Annotated in this window: 14 protein-coding genes and 2 pseudogenes; 9 read left to right on the plus strand and 7 right to left on the minus strand. The window is 43.9% G+C overall.

What is annotated here, in order from left to right:
* Positions 1–48: 48 nt before the first annotated feature.
* On the minus strand, positions 49–318 hold the full coding sequence (locus N4J56_RS12175) for a transposase (protein WP_317106686.1): 270 nt from the start codon (positions 316–318) through the stop codon (positions 49–51).
* Here N4J56_RS12175 and N4J56_RS12180 point away from each other — a divergent pair.
* From N4J56_RS12180 to arsM, 6 genes and pseudogenes are all read left to right on the plus strand, one after another.
* Positions 200–1,276, plus strand: a pseudogene (locus tag N4J56_RS12180) (PstS family phosphate ABC transporter substrate-binding protein). The gene N4J56_RS12175 and the pseudogene N4J56_RS12180 sit on opposite strands and share 119 nt — an antisense overlap.
* Before the next feature lie 33 nt (positions 1,277–1,309).
* Complete coding sequence (locus tag N4J56_RS12185) at positions 1,310–2,317, plus strand: ArsJ-associated glyceraldehyde-3-phosphate dehydrogenase (RefSeq protein WP_317106687.1); 1,008 nt, start codon at positions 1,310–1,312, stop codon at positions 2,315–2,317.
* 21 nt (positions 2,318–2,338) lie between these two features.
* Positions 2,339–3,598 (plus strand): organoarsenical effux MFS transporter ArsJ, encoded by a 1,260-nt coding sequence (gene arsJ / locus N4J56_RS12190; protein WP_317106688.1) that lies wholly within the window; start codon positions 2,339–2,341, stop codon positions 3,596–3,598.
* A 148-nt stretch (positions 3,599–3,746) separates the two neighbouring features.
* Positions 3,747–4,889 carry an ACR3 family arsenite efflux transporter gene (arsB, locus tag N4J56_RS12195; protein WP_317106689.1) on the plus strand — a complete coding sequence of 381 codons (1,143 nt, stop codon included), beginning with the start codon at positions 3,747–3,749 and terminating at the stop codon, positions 4,887–4,889.
* Positions 4,890–4,949: 60 nt separating this feature from the next.
* Positions 4,950–5,099: pseudogene (locus N4J56_RS12200) on the plus strand (ArsC family transcriptional regulator); the annotation flags it as partial.
* Positions 5,100–5,150: 51 nt separating this feature from the next.
* On the plus strand, positions 5,151–5,954 hold the full coding sequence (gene arsM, locus N4J56_RS12205) for an arsenite methyltransferase (protein WP_317106691.1): 804 nt from the start codon (positions 5,151–5,153) through the stop codon (positions 5,952–5,954).
* Between the two features lie 129 nt (positions 5,955–6,083).
* Here arsM and N4J56_RS12210 read toward each other — a convergent pair whose 3' ends face one another.
* Positions 6,084–7,427 (minus strand): glycosyltransferase, encoded by a 1,344-nt coding sequence (locus N4J56_RS12210; RefSeq protein WP_317110624.1) that lies wholly within the window; start codon positions 7,425–7,427, stop codon positions 6,084–6,086.
* 314 nt (positions 7,428–7,741) lie between these two features.
* Between N4J56_RS12210 and N4J56_RS12215 the strand changes: the two genes are divergently transcribed.
* Positions 7,742–8,488 carry a class I SAM-dependent methyltransferase gene (locus N4J56_RS12215; RefSeq protein ID WP_317106692.1) on the plus strand — a complete coding sequence of 249 codons (747 nt, stop codon included), beginning with the start codon at positions 7,742–7,744 and terminating at the stop codon, positions 8,486–8,488.
* 149 nt (positions 8,489–8,637) lie between these two features.
* On the plus strand, positions 8,638–9,744 hold the full coding sequence (locus N4J56_RS12220) for an iron-containing redox enzyme family protein (RefSeq protein WP_317106693.1): 1,107 nt from the start codon (positions 8,638–8,640) through the stop codon (positions 9,742–9,744).
* 54 nt (positions 9,745–9,798) lie between these two features.
* On the opposite strand, the gene N4J56_RS12225 is transcribed toward N4J56_RS12220, so the two are convergent.
* The 5 genes from N4J56_RS12225 to N4J56_RS12245 all read right to left on the minus strand — a co-directional run bounded on the left by N4J56_RS12225 (position 9,799) and on the right by N4J56_RS12245 (position 14,994).
* Positions 9,799–10,515, minus strand: a complete 717-nt coding sequence (locus tag N4J56_RS12225; protein ID WP_317106694.1) for an SAM-dependent methyltransferase — start codon at positions 10,513–10,515, stop codon at positions 9,799–9,801.
* Between the two features lie 116 nt (positions 10,516–10,631).
* Positions 10,632–11,939: an MFS transporter gene (locus tag N4J56_RS12230; protein ID WP_317106695.1), complete on the minus strand. Its 1,308-nt coding sequence runs from the start codon at positions 11,937–11,939 to the stop codon at positions 10,632–10,634.
* Positions 11,940–11,981: 42 nt separating this feature from the next.
* Entirely contained in the window at positions 11,982–13,565 is a 1,584-nt protein-coding gene (locus N4J56_RS12235) for an FAD-dependent oxidoreductase (protein ID WP_317106696.1), read from the minus strand.
* A gap of 137 nt (positions 13,566–13,702) precedes the next feature.
* Positions 13,703–13,915: a hypothetical protein gene (locus tag N4J56_RS12240; RefSeq protein WP_317106697.1), complete on the minus strand. Its 213-nt coding sequence runs from the start codon at positions 13,913–13,915 to the stop codon at positions 13,703–13,705.
* A complete protein-coding gene (locus N4J56_RS12245; protein ID WP_015154876.1) occupies positions 13,915–14,994 on the minus strand; it encodes a PIN/TRAM domain-containing protein in 1,080 nt (359 codons plus the stop codon). Before N4J56_RS12245 ends, N4J56_RS12240 begins: the two co-directional genes overlap by 1 nt.
* Positions 14,995–15,804: 810 nt before the next feature.
* Between N4J56_RS12245 and hemW the strand changes: the two genes are divergently transcribed.
* On the plus strand, positions 15,805–17,109 hold the full coding sequence (gene hemW / locus N4J56_RS12250) for a radical SAM family heme chaperone HemW (protein ID WP_317106698.1): 1,305 nt from the start codon (positions 15,805–15,807) through the stop codon (positions 17,107–17,109).
* The last annotated feature ends 7 nt before the right edge of the window (positions 17,110–17,116 follow it).

Genomic DNA, 17,116 nt, shown 5'->3' on the forward strand with positions numbered 1-17,116 from the left:
TCACTACCAAGCTTTTCGTTCTTCAACCCCAACGTGCTGACCTGTTGGCTAAAAATCCTGTTCTACCTTCAACTGCCCAATCTGCCGATACAACTCGTCTATTTGGGCTTGTTGGTTCTCCTCAACTTTATTTGCCTCACTACCCTTCTCAAATAGCGTACTAGCTTCCTCTAACAACTGCCGCTTCCAGTTGTTAATCATGGTTGGATGCACTTCGTGCTGGCTTGCCAATTCTGAAACGGTTTTCTCACCTCGAATAGCTTCTAGTGCGACTTTGGCTTTAAATTGTGGGCTGTACTGCTTGCGTTTGTTACTCATGAACTACTCTTGTCATCTTTTGAGTGGTTCAGAGCTTAACCCCCTGTCCAGTTTTTGGGGACCACTTCACCCCATCACCAAAGCAATAGCCGAGGAGTTTAAATCGACGGCAACGGGCAAGAACGCACAGTTGCTCGTGAATTTTTCTGGTACGAGTGCTGGGTTTAAAAAGTTTTGTGCCGGAGAAACAGACATTAGCGATGCTTCCAGACCGATCCGCACTGACGAGATGGAAGCTTGCAACAACAACAAAATTAGATATATCGAACTACCCGTTGCCTACGACGCGCTGACGATCGCCGTTAATCCTCAAAATACCTAGGCTAAAGATATTACTGTAGCCGAACTGAAAAAGATGTGGGAGCCAGTGGCAGAGGAAAAAATTACGAATTGGCAGCAAATCAGATCTGCGTGGAGCGATCGCCCGTTAAAGTTGTACGGTGCTGGAAAAGATTCTGGTACGTTTGATTATTTTACTGAAGCAGTAGTCGGTAAAGCCAGGGCTAGCCGCCAGGACTACACGGCAAGCGAAGATGATGATGAATTGGTAGAGGGAGTTAGCAAAGACCTGAATGCGTTGGGTTATTTTGGCTTTGCTTATTACGAGGCAAATCAAAACAAGCTGAAGGCTCTGGCAGTAGATAGCGGTAGGGGTGCAGTTTTACCATCGCGACAGGCAGTAGAAAAGGCACAGTACGAGCCTCTGTCTCGACCATTATTTATCTACGTCAATGCCAGATCGGTTCAGCTCAAACCTGCCGTGCGGCGATTTGTCGATTTCTATATTCAGCGTGCGCCAACTTTAGTTAGCTCCGTGGGTTACATCCCCTTACCTGCGGAAGGCTATCGCCTGAGTTATATCTACTTCAATCGAGGCAAAGTGGGAACTGTCTTTGAAGGCAAATCCCAAATTGGTCTGACAATTGGGCAGTTATTACGCAGACAAGCAAAATTTTAAGTTCTACAGTTTTAACTACAACCAGGTAAAGCAATGGGAATTCGAGTTGGCATCAACGGCTTTGGAAGAATGGGGCGATTAGCATTAAGGGCTGCCTGGGGATGGTCGGAACTAGACTTCGTACATATCAACGAAATTAAAGGTGGTGCAGTCGCTGCTGCCCATTTACTTAAATTTGATTCGGTTCACGGTCGTTGGTCACCAGAAGTAGCAGCGGAGGGCGATCGCATTTCCATTGACGGCAAGTATTTGAGTTTCAGCGAGTCCCCCACACCAGGAGAAGTCCCGTGGGATGAGTTGGGAGTCGATCTCGTATTGGAGTGTTCTGGTAAATTCCGCACCCCAACTTTACTCGAACCCTATTTTAAGCGGGGAGTGCAAAAAGTTATTGTGGCTGCACCCGTTAAGGAAGAGGCGTTAAATATCGTTATGGGAGTCAATGATCGCCTCTACGAACATGACAAGCACCACTTACTCACAGCGGCTTCCTGTACCACAAACTGTCTGGCTCCAGTTGTAAAAGTCATCCATGAGGGATTGGGAATTCGACATGGAGTCATTACCACAGTCCACAACCACACCAACACGCAGACAATCGTAGACGCACCGCATAAAGACTTGCGACGGGCGCGAGCGACGGGTTTATCTTTAATTCCCACTACAACGGGTTCCGCTACAGCAATCGGGTTAATTTATCCCGAACTGCAAGGTAAGCTCAACGGTTTGGCAGTGCGAGTGCCGTTATTAAATGCTTCCCTCACTGATTGCGTGTTTGAAGTCGCGCGTCCCACCACAGTAGAAGAAATTAACGGTTTGCTCAAAACTGCGGCAGAAGGAGAACTCAAAGGCATTCTCGGTTACGAAGAACGTCCCTTAGTTTCTGTAGACTACAAAGACGATCCGCGATCGGCTGTTGTGGATGCACCATCAACAATGGTCGTCGATGAAACACAAGTCAAAGTTTTAGCCTGGTATGACAACGAATGGGGCTATGCAAATCGCATGGTTGAACTTGCCCGCAAGATTGCCCGTTGCTACTAATCTCCACCCCACCCAACAACCATGACTTCCAGTGCTGGAAATAAAGCCAATTTGCGTAACTATGCCCTCGTTACTGCTGCCTACTGGGGCTTCACAATTACCGATGGAGCGTTGCGGATGTTGGTGCTACTGCACTTTCATCTGCTGGGCTACACTCCTTTGCAAATCGCCATGCTGTTTCTGTTTTACGAAATTTTTGGCGTTGTCACCAATTTGTTCGGAGGCTGGATCGGTTCTCAATTTGGTCTGAAGCTAACTCTCTACGGCGGGATCGGGTTACAAGTTTTTGCTTTAGCTATGCTGGCGCTGCTCAATCCAGAATGGGCTGTGTGGTTGCAAGTCACCTACGTGATGGTCGCGCAAGCCTTTTCTGGAATTGCCAAAGACTTGACCAAGATGAGTTCTAAGAGTGCGATTCGCTTGGTCGTACCTCAGGAGGCACAGTCGTCACTGTTTAAATGGGTGGCAATTTTGACTGGTTCAAAAAATGCTCTAAAGGGGGTTGGCTTTTTTGTTGGTAGCGTTTTGCTGGCTCAATTTGGCTTTGTCAATGCCCTACTGATAATGGCAGGTGGGCTTTGCCTCATCCTAGGTACGGGGGTACTACTGCCGCAAGGCATGGGTAAGATTAAGGCGAAAGTTAAATTTACCCAACTCTTTTCTAAAAGTAGGGAGATTAACATTCTCTCTGCGGCTCGTTTCTTTCTCTTCGGTGCGAGGGATGTTTGGTTTGTAGTTGCCCTCCCCGTGTTTCTCTACAGCACGCTTGGCTGGACGTTCGAGCAGGTAGGGGGATTCATGGCTTGCTGGGTGATTGGCTACGGGACAGTACAGTTTTTAGCGCCCAATCTGCTGCGCTGGTTGGGTTCGGGAGCGGCTCCCCAAGGGAGAACGATTCAAATTTGGACGTTTGTGCTGAGTGCGATTCCCGCCGCGATCGCCCTTTCCCTTCAACTCAGAATTTCCCCAGCTTTAACAATTGTGGTAGGACTAGCAATTTTTGGGGTTATCTTTGCCTTCAATTCAGCAATTCATTCCTATCTCGTCCTTGCCTACACCGATGATGACAAGGTGGCATTAAATGTTGGCTTCTACTATATGGCTAACTCTGGTGGGCGCTTAGCGGGTACAGTGCTATCTGGTTTGATCTTTCAGCTATTTGGCTTAGTGGGTTGTTTGTGGGTGTCGATGGTATTCGTACTTGCGGCGGCTGCAATTTCTTTGAAATTACCCGATCCACAACCCCAAAAAGCGATCGCCTGGAAAGCTGGAGATGATTAATTATTTGCCATTGGTCATTTGTCATTCGTCACGCACCGTAGGGGCGGGTTTACCAACAAACTTTACTTCCATACCAAGATCTCAATAAACCCGCCCTTACAGGAATTTCGGTTTTTACCCAAGAAGCAGTGATTTCGTTAAAGCAACAATGAGTATTAACAGTTCTGCATCAAAGGCGATTGTCAACCGTCTGAGTTTTTTTGAAAAATACCTGACTGTCTGGGTTTTTTTGTGTATTATTGCCGGAATTCTGTTAGGTAGGTTGTTTCCGGGCGTAGCAGTGGCTCTCGATGCCATGAGCATTTATCAGGTGTCAATTCCGATCGCTATTTGCCTATTTTTCATGATGTACCCAATCATGGTGAAGATCGACTTCACTCAGGCAACAAACGCAATTCGATCGCCCAAACCCGTAATTCTCACTTTGGTAGTGAATTGGTTAATTAAACCATTCACGATGGTGGTATTCGCGCAGGTTTTTTTGGGATGGTTATTTCGTCCTTTGCTAACTGGTACAGAAATTATCCGAGGTAGCGAAATTGTGTTGGCGAATTCCTACATTGCTGGGGCAATCTTACTAGGTATAGCCCCTTGTACGGCAATGGTATTGATGTGGGGTTATCTCTCTTATGGTAATCAAGGACATACGCTGGTGATGGTAGCAGTAAATTCTCTAGCCATGCTGTTTTTATATGCGCCGTTGGGAAGGTGGTTGTTAGCAGCAAACGATCTCAGCGTACCTTGGGAAACCATTGTATTATCGGTACTGATTTATGTTGGCTTGCCTTTAGCTGCGGGAATGTACAGTCGTTATTGGATACTGAAACATAAGGGTAGAGAGTGGTTTGAACGGCGGTTTTTAAAATATCTCAGTCCCGTTGCGATTGCTGCACTTTTAATTACTCTCGTGTTGCTGTTTGCCTTCAAAGGTGAGCTAATTGTCAACAATCCCATACATATCGTTTTAATTGCCGTACCACTGTTTATCCAAACGAATTTTATTTTTCTAATTTCCTACGTAGCAGCATTAAAACTCAAACTTGCTTATGAAGATGCTGCACCTGCGGCATTAATCGGAGCCAGCAATCATTTTGAAGTGGCGATCGCCACAGCGGTGATGTTATTCGGTTTGAATTCTGGCGCTGCTTTGGCTACTGTGGTGGGAGTCTTAATCGAAGTACCAGTCATGCTCATGCTAGTAGAAATTTGTAAGCGTACAGCAGCTTGGTTTCCTCGCGAGCCAGAAAAAGCTTCTCTGCGCGATCCGCGTTGTGTCAGTGCTTTTAGGTGAGAGAAAATTTGATAGATTCTATTCCAATTGACTTGTTTTTTTAACTTTTACTTTTGACTTATGAAAAGAGTCATGTTTGTCTGTAAAACAAATTCCCGTCGTTCCCAGATGGCAGAGGGTTTTGCGCGACAACTGAGCGCGGGAAAAATTCAAGTAATGAGTGCTGGGTTAGAAACGAATCAAATCGATCCACTAGCAATTCAAGTTATGTTTAAATCATAAAATCCACTCAGCTTTCTAACGATTGAGGAAATTACAACTATGGACAGTAACGCAGTCAGACAAAACGTGAGAACGGCTTACGGTAAAATTGCTCAACAACAGACAGGTTGTGGCTGTGGTACTCCTACCGCTGACACAACAGAATTTGCTGTTGCTTTAGGTTATGCAGAAGAAGAACTCAATACAATTCCAGCCGAGGCAAATTTAGGATTGAGTTGTGGTAATCCTACCGATTTAGCGCAACTCAAGCCAGGTGAGATTGTTCTCGATTTAGGTTCGGGTGCGGGTTTTGATTGTTTTATTGCTGCGACGAAAGTTGGTGCTACAGGCAAAGCGATCGGTGTAGATATGACACCAGAGATGATCGCCAAAGCAACAGAAAACGCTCAAAAATCGAATGTACAAAATGTAGAATTTAGATTGGGAGAAATTGAAAACTTACCCGTAGCAGACGAGACTGTAGACGTAGTTATTAGTAATTGTGTCATCAACCTATCTCCCGATAAGCCAAAAGTCTTCCAAGAAATTTATCGAGTTTTAAAACCAAATGGCAGAATTGCCATTTCCGATACAGCACTCAAACAGCAACTTTCTGAGTCAGTGCGACAAGATATTGCTGCTTATGTTGGTTGTGTAGCTGGTGCTTTATTAGTAGATGAATACCAAAAGATTGTCGAAACTGCTGGATTTCAAAATGTCAAGTTAGCAGTCAGGCAAGCATCTTCTTGTTGCGGAGATGCAGAAATAAAAGATCCAATAGGGCAAGCAATTGTGGCTGCGTCAGGTGTTAATGCAACTTGGCAAAATTGCGTTATTAGCGTCTACGTAGAAGGAGATAAGTAATTCAAAAGACAAAAGCTAAAAGTTAAAAAATGAGTGTTTCAATAAAAAGGTTTCAGCTAAACCTGCTTTCTATCTTAAGTGAAGAAAATTTCCCCAAGCCAAAATCTGAAATGAGAGGCTGTTTCAGATTTAACTTGTTCTATGGCAGTAGCTAAAAGCGGTATCTGTACTGAAATTTACTTTTTTGACTTTTGCCTTTTGACTTTTAACTTTTCCCTTTCTTCGCTGGTGACGCAATTTCTCTAAACGAATGCGCAGAGCTGAGATTGCTTCCTGAATTGGGATGAGTTGCCAACGCTGCCTCCAGACTCCTTCTACTTGTTGACGCTGTTCTACCTTTTCCCAAAGTAAACCGAAGGTCTGAGGTTGAGCTAACTCTGACATTAACCATTGCCAATTCACACCCACAGCATTTGCTACCAGAGCGATCGCGTTGTGGGTTGGTTGGTAGTCATAAAGATAACTCCACCACAGAACTCTCAGCTGATGTCGCCACTCAAATCGAGCTTCTACTTCAGCCGCCGACTCTACCAAAAATTGTTGCTGCGATCGCCCCATTTCCACCCACTTGCTCAGTTGGTTTGCCAATCCTACATCTGTGCGTCCTGTAGTCCGAGCTGATGTGAAGACACGCACGCGGGTACTGTGACGAAAACGGGCATTGACTCGCAATAGTGCTTGGTAGAACGCTACATCTTCAGGAGTGCGGACTGGTTGCATTCCTCCTGCTTGAGCATACATCTCCACTGTGACGGCAAGGCTCGCCCCGTAGTGTTGAAAGTGGCGGGGGATGAGATCGACTGGATTGGGGTCTATATAAGCTTCTAATTCGGCAATAAGAAAGCGGTAGCCGACTTCGCGCAGATGGCAAGCTCTTGTATAAGGATCTAAAGCCGTGCGACCTTCACGATCTGTAATAATTCGTCCTCCTACAGCGTCAGCACCGCTGGCGATTTCGTCTAAGATAGCAGCGATCCAAGTCGGCGTAACTCGCGAATCCCCATCTGTAGAGGCAATGACTCGTCTTTTACCACCAATAGAACTTAGACGACGATAAGCTTCGTCCATCAGGACTTGACGCACTCGACCGATATAAGCCTCAGCCGCAGGAAATATTTTTTCAACTACGTGTAGAACCAGAGCGGGATGAGTAGTCGCAAAATTGCGCGCGATCGCAGCCGATTCGTCATTGCAATTATTTGCCAGCAGCACGATCTCATAGCGATTGCAATCGAGCGACTTTCCAGTTAAATCGAGCTGATTGTACAAAGCCAAGAGCGTACTCTCTAAATTATCGGCTTCATTACGCACGGGAACGATAACGCAAACTTCGCACTGGGATAGTGGCGGAGTTGTAACTAAAGGCTGATGAAATCGCTCGAACAACCAACTTTGATAGGATGATGCTTTGCGATCGCGCCAATTCTTTTTGCCATGCTGAAAAACACGCCGAGGCGTGTCAGTCCGATTCATCACGATTTGTAAAATTTTGTTACATGTTAATTCTGCTACCTGAATTAGGAAAATGAAATCTGTCCAGTGGTTGATTATCGCTATTAAAGTAACTCCTAAACTAGGTATGACCTTAAAGTCACGTAGGTTATTCAGTCGAAATCTGCTTGTAAAATGACGTAAAAGGAGATGGAGACAAAAGAAATCGAATATAAGAGTTTCAAGTCTATGTGACCTTTAATACGTAACTTAATCTATCCAATTGAGGATAGATAGCATGTTTTTCGTACTGATAAATTGCTAGATAAATGTTTAAAGTAAATTAGGGCGTATCAATGGCATTATTGAGGGAAGAGTTACCACCCGACCGGAAAACCTCTGAAGAAGAACGTTTTCAAGATGACTATTATTCTTACTTTGAGGCTCCTGAAAATGCTACGCGGTATGCCCCTTCAGTTTGGTTCATCAATGAGGCTTTTCAGCAACAGTCATTTTCCGTACTAGATTTGGGATGTGGCAACGCCGCTTTGAGTAAATATTTACCAGAGCGTTGTGAATATGTTGGAGTCGATCATAGTGAAGTAGCGATCGAACAATGTATAAGCCTATATCCTAACAAGCAATTCATTGCCAAAGATTTATCAATATTACTACCGGAACTTGCTTCAGAAAATAAGAAGTTTGATGCAGTAGTACTAGCTGGGCTACTATTCCACAATGTTGATAAAGAAACTTTAGAGAAAAAAGACGATCGAGACCTGATTCAATTTTGTTTGAGTCAGTTGACAAGCGAAAAGGGATATTTGGTTATTATTGTGCCTTTTGCCTATGGCAACCATCCATCGCACAATCTGTTTGTTCGAGCCGAATGGTTGCAAAAGTTAGTAGAAGATATGCTGAATGCGGCAAAGGCAAAAATTGTCTACGAAAATATCTCTCTCCAAATCGGGTTGGATGAAAAAGTTCGGCAGCAGAAGCAAATTCCTGACTGGTTTGTGGCAGATAGCAATGCAGATTATGCCAACAATTATGCTGGAACGTATATGGCGGCTTGGACGTTTATTGCTTCAGCTAAGGGGTAATGGATAATGGGTAATTGCTTATTTCACTACTCTTCTATGGGGGCACAGATGTGCGTCTGTACTACTCATTAAATAACCAATGGTAGATGTATCGTGCAGTAACGATGACTGAAGATTATTAGTAGTTATCTCAAGGATGAAGCAGATAAATGCACAGCGACATCGTAACCTCAAGCGCTGAGCCAAAGATTACGCCAACGCTAACAGCCACTCAATATTACGAACAGGTAGAGCAGCAGTTTATTCAACTGCTAGAAATGGAAGATCTCGATCGAAAGCTGACTGCACAGCCTCAAATCGCGACTGAGTTTGAAAAAGCGATCGCCACGGCAATTGAGACGGCTTATTTAGCTGATTTAAAAATATCTAGTGATGATGCAGCACATCTGTTTCTCCAGCGCGTACTTTATCGCATCAATCGGCTAAAACTATTTTGGTATGACGATTTGCGGCGCTACACTAACGAGCGATCGCCTTACTTAAGTAAGGTACGCGATCGAATTGAGGAAGTTTGGCAGCAGTGGGAATTGAGCCAATTCGATCTCGTTACGTTTCAAGGCATAGATATCAGACAAGCACTACTCGATCGCGTCGCTGTCGATCTCGAACCACCATTGTCTGACGATGCTCGGTACTTTCGCGATCGCGTCGGTGAAGCAGGCTACCGTCGTCTGTTGGCGATCGCTTCTTTAGATGGATTAGTAGAAGCAAGCCAGCTATCCCGCACTCTGGGAGGCGTGGCAAATGAAGTGCATTCGGTGTTGACAAGATTGCTCGTAGAAGAATACGGCGGCGGTCGCTTGGCGCGCAAGCACTCTTCCCACTTCACAACAATGCTTGAGGCGCTGGAGATGCAAACTCAACCAGAGGCATATTTCGATCTCGTGCCTTGGGAGTTGCTAGCAAGCATTAATCACAGTTTCTTGCTTACCGAGCGCAAGCGTTATTTTCTGCGTTACATTGGTGGGTTGCTTTACGGAGAGCTTTCCGTGCCAGCGGGATTTCGCAACTACCGAGCTGCTGGCGAACGACTGGGACTATCAGCAAACGCCATGAGCTATTGGGATCTGCATATTAAGGTAGACGAATTGCACGGACGCTGGATGTTAGATGATGTTGCCTTACCATTAATATCTCAGTATTCTCATGATGCTTGGGAGATGGTACTAGGATACGACCAGCAAAAGTTCTTGAGCGATCGCGCAGGCGCAGCTGTAACGCGATCGGTACGGGAAGTAGAGCGAAATCAGGAATGATACAAAAGCCCCCCAATCTTCGGGGGGTTGGGCGGATCTTCGAGATCCCTGAGATTACAAACAAGTCATCAACCGAGAAAATTCTGTAGATAAATCGACTTTACAACTACGTTTCTTGGTAAATAAAACACCTGCTAAAAGATAGATATTTCCCGAACAAAAAGCTCTGTTATCCTTTTGTAGCTCTTGAATTCGATTTTTCACCTTTTGCTCGGAACTATAATAACCAAATTTTAGAGGCGAAACGATAAAATTACTAACAGAGTAGCCTTCAGCGATCGCGTAGTTAATTAATCCAACTGGATCGGAATAACTAGAAACCATAACCAGGACATTTTCGTAATTTAATGTCAAAAGCTTTTGAGTGATGGTAATTCCATCTATACCACCATGTAATAAAGGTTGCAAAAGCTTGTTATCCAATGCTGGTAGATAAGGGGGGTTTGAAATCAGATATTTAGCCTGTGGTTTAGTAGCATCAAAAAAGCAGCGATTATCTATTTTATACTTATCGCTGAGTTCGTATGCTTCAACTTTTGAATTCGCCTCCTGACAAGCTAGATTATTTAACTCAAATCCATGTACAATTCCGTTGAACTTTGTTCTCAGTAGTGACTGAATAACAGGGCTACCATCGCCCGAACCAAATTCTATAATTGATTCTGAATTAGAACAATTTTTTAAAACTAAAGTTTCTATACAATGTGAATAAAAATTAGATTCTTCTGGACAAAAGAAAATGTTTTGTAAGGCTTGGGGTGAGGTAAGCATGTAACTCTATACAAGATGACTATAAAAACAGTAATGTACGAACATTTTTATCAACATCCATCTTAAGAGCTATAGCCCAACTCACTAGTTTATTTTTAGATTGATTTTTCTTAGTATTATTTATCACATTTTTCTAAATCTAGAGGAATAAAATAAAGGGTGAATATGCCTGGGATTGCTAGAAAACATATCAAAACAAAAAACATGGGATAGCCTAAAACTTGCTGAAGATAGCCGCTGATGAATCCAGGGAGCATCATTCCCAAAGCCATGATGCCTGTAGAAATAGCAAAATGAGAGGTTTTGTATTCTTCCTTGGCAATATAAATTAAGTAAACGCTATAAGCTGCCATTCCCAATCCATAACCAAATTGCTCTATAGCTACTAATACATAAACTAATGTAATTGTAGGCTGAGTGTAAGCCATATAAACATAAAATAAGTTAGGTAGATTTAGAGCGATCGCCATCCACCAAATTATTTTCTTTAGCTCAAGTTCAGCAATTAATATACCACCAATTACTCCACCTAACACCAAGGCAAAAGTTCCGATAGTTCCGTAAACTAATCCGACCTCGGAAGTAGAAAGCCCTAGCCCCCCAACTGCAGTTTCATCCAACAAAAAAGGAGCAGATATTTTCACTAGCATGCCCTCACCAAATCTGTAAAACAGAATAAAAGCAAGAACTGCCAGAATTTTCTGTTGGCTGAAGTATGACTGAATCGTTTGACGGTAAAAATCAACGATTGCTCTTGCAGATGTTTTTTGTTCTGAATCGGTAATTGGCACAGGTAAAGCGAACCAGTGAAAGATTGCGATCGCAGCAAAAATCAAAGCTGAAATGGCGATCGCGATCGTCCAACCTAATGTTATATTTTCTAATTTAATTTCCAATTGTCCCGCTAAAAACACAACAATTCCAGAGGCAAAAATTGTTGCAAATCGATAAAACGTCGAACGAATGCCAACAAAAAATGCTTGTGCATCCCGTTCGAGAGCTAACATATAAAAACCGTCAGCAGCAATATCGTGGGTAGCTGAAATAAACGCTCCAATTATTAGAATTATGAGAGAGATAACAAAAGAATTAGCTGATTGCAATGAAAAAGCTAAACTCAACAAACAGAGAACCATAGTTAATTGGGTGTAGATAGTCCACTTTCTTTTAGTAGCGTAGCCATCTACAATGGGTCCCCAAAACATCTTTAATACCCAAGGCAAGTATAAAAAACTCGTCCAAAAAGCAATTTGAGTATTGTCTACACCTAGTTGTTTGTAGAAAATTACAGAAACATTGTTGATGATGACGTAAGGGACACCCTCAACAAAATATAGCGTCGGGACAAACAGCCAAGGGGAAACTCGACTATGAAAGCGGGAGTCGGGAGTCGGGAGTCGGGAGTCGGGGGAAGAAATTTTCATCCCTATAAGCAAGCCACAAGTTAAAAGTTATAAAGTCAAACCCTACAATTTCAACATCCCCACCAAATCTAAATCGGGATGGCGCAATTTTTCTGGCGCAGGCATTCGATCCAAGCGCATTAATTCTACAATGGCAGCAGCCTCCGTATCCCTTTGACTTGCTGCAGCAGCTAAAACGCGATCGCCTTGGACGTAAAATGCTATAAATTCTCGCTGTTGTAAGTCACCCTGAAAGATAATTTCATCCCACTGTTCGGCGTGTCCGACATAACGGAGGGGAAACTGAAATTGCATCGTCCAAAAAATCGGTACGCCACGATACTTTACCTGCTGTCCCGCCATATTGTAAGCAGCAATCCGCCCGTGTTGTGCCGCAACCCGCCAGTGTTCGATCCGCGTGGGTTCTCCCGTTCGCCAATCTGGATATCTGGCAATGTCCCCCGCAGCATAAATGCCATCAGCAGCTTGCAGATACTCGTTGACTTGGACGCTTCCATCCTTCGGGTGTAACTCCAACCCTTGTAAAAATTCAGTTGCAGGTTGAACGCCAATTCCTACCACTACCAAATCGGCATCCAAGCGATCGCCATTATCTAACACTACGGCTGCAACTTTACCATTGCCTTCAATCTGAGTCGCTTTTCTTCCCAGATGGAACTGCACGCCATTTTCTTCATGGACTTGTTGAAATAGCTTGCCAATTTCTGCCCCTAAAATCTTCTCAAAAGGCAGCGTAGAGGGGGATACTACAGTCACCTCTAAACCCCGTTGAGTTAATCCAGAAGCAGATTCCATGCCAATAAAGCTAGACCCGATAACAACAGCCCGTTTTGCATTACCTGCTGTCGCTAAAATGCGATCGGTATCGGCAAAGCTGCGAACGGTAAAGATATTTTGCAAGTCGCTACCAGGAACGTTAAGTTGGCGTGGCTTACCACCTGTGGCTAACAGTAAGGCATCGTATTGCAGCGGATCGCCACTGGCAAAAGAAATTAACTTACCATTGACATCAACTTGCACTACCTGTTTATTCAGCCAGACTTCAATGTGGCAATCTTGGTAGAATTGAGCCGATCGCAGTGGCATTTTGTCCGTCGTAACTTTACCTGTCAAGTAATCCTTACTCAACCAAGTGCGATCGTATGGCAATCGGTCATCCTGCGTCACCATCACGATCCGTCCCTGATAACCCGCTACTCTTAACATCTCGGCGGCGTGCGCCCCTGCTGCCCCTGCGCCTAAAATGACAAACGTGCGTTTATCTTCAGGGTTATAATCAGCCATATTCGGCTGCCTGCGCCCAGCAGCATTTTCTGGAATACTAACAATAATGCGATCGCCTTCTATTTTGACTTCATATTTTTGTAGAGAATCCAAGCCTGGAGGTTCTTGCTGTTCGCCTGAAGTCAAATCGAAGTATGCATTGTGCCAGGGACAAACAACATGGTTTTCGCACAATACCCCTTCTACTAGCGGTGCTTGGTAGTGGGTACAATATGCCCCCAGCGCGTAATACTTATCTGCTAGACGTACCAACAATACATCAGTCTCCCCGACAGAGACTTGTCGCATTTCCCCATTTTGCAAATCGTTGATGTTAGCAACGACAGCTTCTAACTGCGGCATAGTTACACAAAAATAGAATTTAGTCAGATAGGGCGATCGAGTCCCTATCGTAGGTTATCGGGCGATCGCCCCAGATTTACACCCTCTAGGGAAGGAATTAAATGTGTAGAGACGTTACATGGAACGTCTCTACACATTTAATTCCTTTTTTGCGCTTTCCAAGTGCCACCGTAGCGGTAAAAAGGATTATCCTGACTCACGCTAGCCCAACAACTCTCGCACACGAAAACCCAAGTTGCCGACTCGTCGTATTGTACCCGAAACAAAATCGGTGCGGGTTGCCCACACCGATCGCAGAATTTTGTCCGAAGCTTGCGCCCCATATTCCCTGTTTTACTTTTTATCACCATTAAGCATAAGCTGATGCTTGTGGTTTGGCGAAGATCATTCTTCCCGCTGAGGTTTGTAAAGCACTCGTTACGACAACGCGCAATTCGCCACCAATATAGCTACTACCGTCCTCGACGACTACCATCGTCCCATCCTCTAGGTAGCCTATACCTTGACTGGGTTCTTTACCTTCTTTGAGGATCTTCAAGTCGATATTGTCTCCTGGCAAATAACTCGGACGCAGGGATTGTACCAGATCGTTGAGATTCAACACGGGTATTTTCTGTAAACTCGCTACCTGAGACAAGTTGTAGTCGTTGGTCAAAAGAGTACCGTTGATCTCCTGCACGAACCGTACTAACTTAGCATCGACTGTAGGTACATCTTCGTAGTCAGTCGAATGGATGGCAATGCGTTCTGGATAACTTGCTTGGATGCGGTTGAGGATTTCTAACCCCCTCCTACCCCGCAATCGTTTCAGGTCTTTTGCCCCATCTGCTAGTTGTTGCAATTCTTGAATGACGAACTGTGGAACGAGAATTTGCCCTTCTAGAAATCCGGTAGCTAGCAGCGTTTCGATTCGACCGTCGATAATACAACTCGTATCCAAAACCTTAGTTGCCGCAGGTTTTAGCGTTCCCTCTGCGACTAACATCGTCTCAACTGAATTCGGATTGATCAACCGTAAGAACGTCCGTCCGTGGATGTCAGCCAGGTTAATCCCTGTAAAAGCGAAAAGGACGCTACCCAAAACCGCTACTAGGGGCTTGATAAAGCTAAAATCTTGGGGAATCGGTAGCAGAAAGAGGGGGGCTAGCATTAAGTTGGCGATTAATAGCCCCAGCACCATGCCAATCGCGCGTGTCAATAAAACGTCAACTGGCATCTCTCGAACTTTGGTTTCGAGACGGCGATAGGTCGTTTGAAAACTCAGTCCGACTCCACCACCAATCATCGCCGCAAAAACAGCGATGACTAATCGCAGCGCATCGAGATTGGTAACTTGCCGCTGCACGGTTTCTGGCAACAGCTCTATGCTGTAGAAGCCGATTCCGGCTCCTGCTATGATGAATGTAATAATTATGATTGCGTCCAGCATTGGTTAAGTCCAATTGAATTGGGGTTATACTCCATTGCTTGGATTCCCCTGTCTGGGTTGGTATGAGAATCAGCAATTTATCGATACTGGCTCTATGATATAACCTTGAGGTTATGAGGTGCATTACGATCGCGACGGTTAATACTACTCTTAACAAGAAGATTGTTAAAAAATAGTTTGTTTAGAAGGAGACAGGAGACAGAATAGAGCGAAAATGTAGTTTAAGTCTATTTTTTTCTTTCCCAATATCTGTGGTTCTCTTTCTTTTGGCATAATTGTTTTTAGATTACCAAGCTTTAAATCTAGAACTATAATTTTTAAATTCATCCTTCTATCTCCCTTCTCTCCTATTTTCTATCCTCTTTTGTAAACTTTCAATTCTTCTCTATCCTTCATAAACCAAATTTTGTCCTGTTTGAGGCAGGAAGCGAAATCTAGTTAAGAGTTAATTAAGGCAATGTTTTTCCTAGCAGAGCAGCTCAAATATCCAAATCAACTTTCATAAACTTTATTAAATAATTATTGACAAATCTCAAGTTATCGATTCCCACTTTCAGTCTCAAGGGTAAACTTACCGATATTTTGAGTCAATCTGAGTAACAGAAATACGAATTCTTAGATACCTCTAAAGACAAGATTCTAGCTGCGATTCGAGTTCTTTTGCCCTAAAAACTATAAAGATTTAGTATATGGAGCTACCCATTTTCGGTATGATTCTTACTAGCGAAGCCAACTAGTAAAGCAAAAAGACACTATCAAAATCAAAAGAATTTATCCATTCCAGTTGTTTTGCGATCGCAACTTTTTACCGTGACTACCAGATTAAATCTGACTCCACGAAACTTAACTTTAGAATTAGCGCATTTAGGTATTCCCAGTGCAGCCTACATACATATCCCATTCTGTCGGCGGCGCTGCTACTATTGCGATTTTCCAATTTCCGTTGTAGGGGATCGCTTGCGGGGTGAGACATCTGGCACGATTTCTCAATACGTGCAGATTTTGTCTCAAGAGATTGCTGCTACACCAGCCATAGGAAAACCTTTAGAAACAATTTTTTTTGGCGGTGGTACGCCTTCATTATTGTCAAGCAGTCAGCTAGCTCAAATTTTAGCAAGGCTCGAACGTCAATTTGGGATCTCTCCTCAAGCAGAAATTTCGATGGAGATCGATCCAGGTACGTTTACTCTCACCCAACTTCAAGAATACATATCGGCTGGGGTAAATCGCTTCAGTCTGGGCGTACAAGCATTTCAGCCAGAATTGTTGCAAGCTTGCGGGCGATCGCACGATCTGAATGACATTTGGCAAGCTGTAGAATTATTTCGTCAGGCTAAAGTGCAAAATTTCAGCCTCGATCTGATTTCTGGATTACCTCGCCAAACTCTAGAACAGTGGCAAGAATCGCTCTTAAAAGCAGTGGCGATCGCACCCAATCATATTTCAATTTACGACTTAACCATTGAGCCGGGAACAGTTTTCGGACGCTACTATCAATCGGGGGCAAGTCCATTGCCTTCAGACGAACTGACAGTGCAAATGTATTGTCTTGCCCAGCAAACTCTGACAAAGGCTGGATACGAACACTACGAAATTTCCAACTACGCCCAGCCAAATTATCAATGTCGTCACAATCGAACTTATTGGGAAAACCGCCCCTACTACGGTTTTGGTATGGGTGCAGCTAGCTACACCAACAATCAAAGATTTACCCGTCCTCGTAAAACTAAAGAATACTCTCACTGGGTTGAAGATTTTATTGCCGCTGGAGGAGTGTTAGATTGTCCTCAAACTCCACCGGAGGAAGTTTTACTAGATATTCTGATGTTGGGCTTAAGGTTGAAAGAGGGAGTCAGTTTCTCTGTCTTATCTCAATTTGGAGATGACAAAATACAACGAATTTGGACTTGCTTGCAACCGTATCAGCATCAGGGCTGGATAGCAATGACAGGGGCGATCGCCCAACCTTTTTATGCAAAAGGCTGGAACAAAGTTATTGGCAACATGTTTTACGGCGAGAACCTCGTAGGCGATTGGCGGTTACGGTTAACCGATCCGCAAGGATTTTTATTTTCCAACGTCGTTTTAGCAGATTTGTTTGAGAAGTTGGAATAGAGAAGAA

The sequence above is a fragment of the Chroococcidiopsis sp. SAG 2025 genome, from assembly GCF_032860985.1.
In the GTDB taxonomy this organism is placed as follows: domain Bacteria; phylum Cyanobacteriota; class Cyanobacteriia; order Cyanobacteriales; family Chroococcidiopsidaceae; genus Chroococcidiopsis.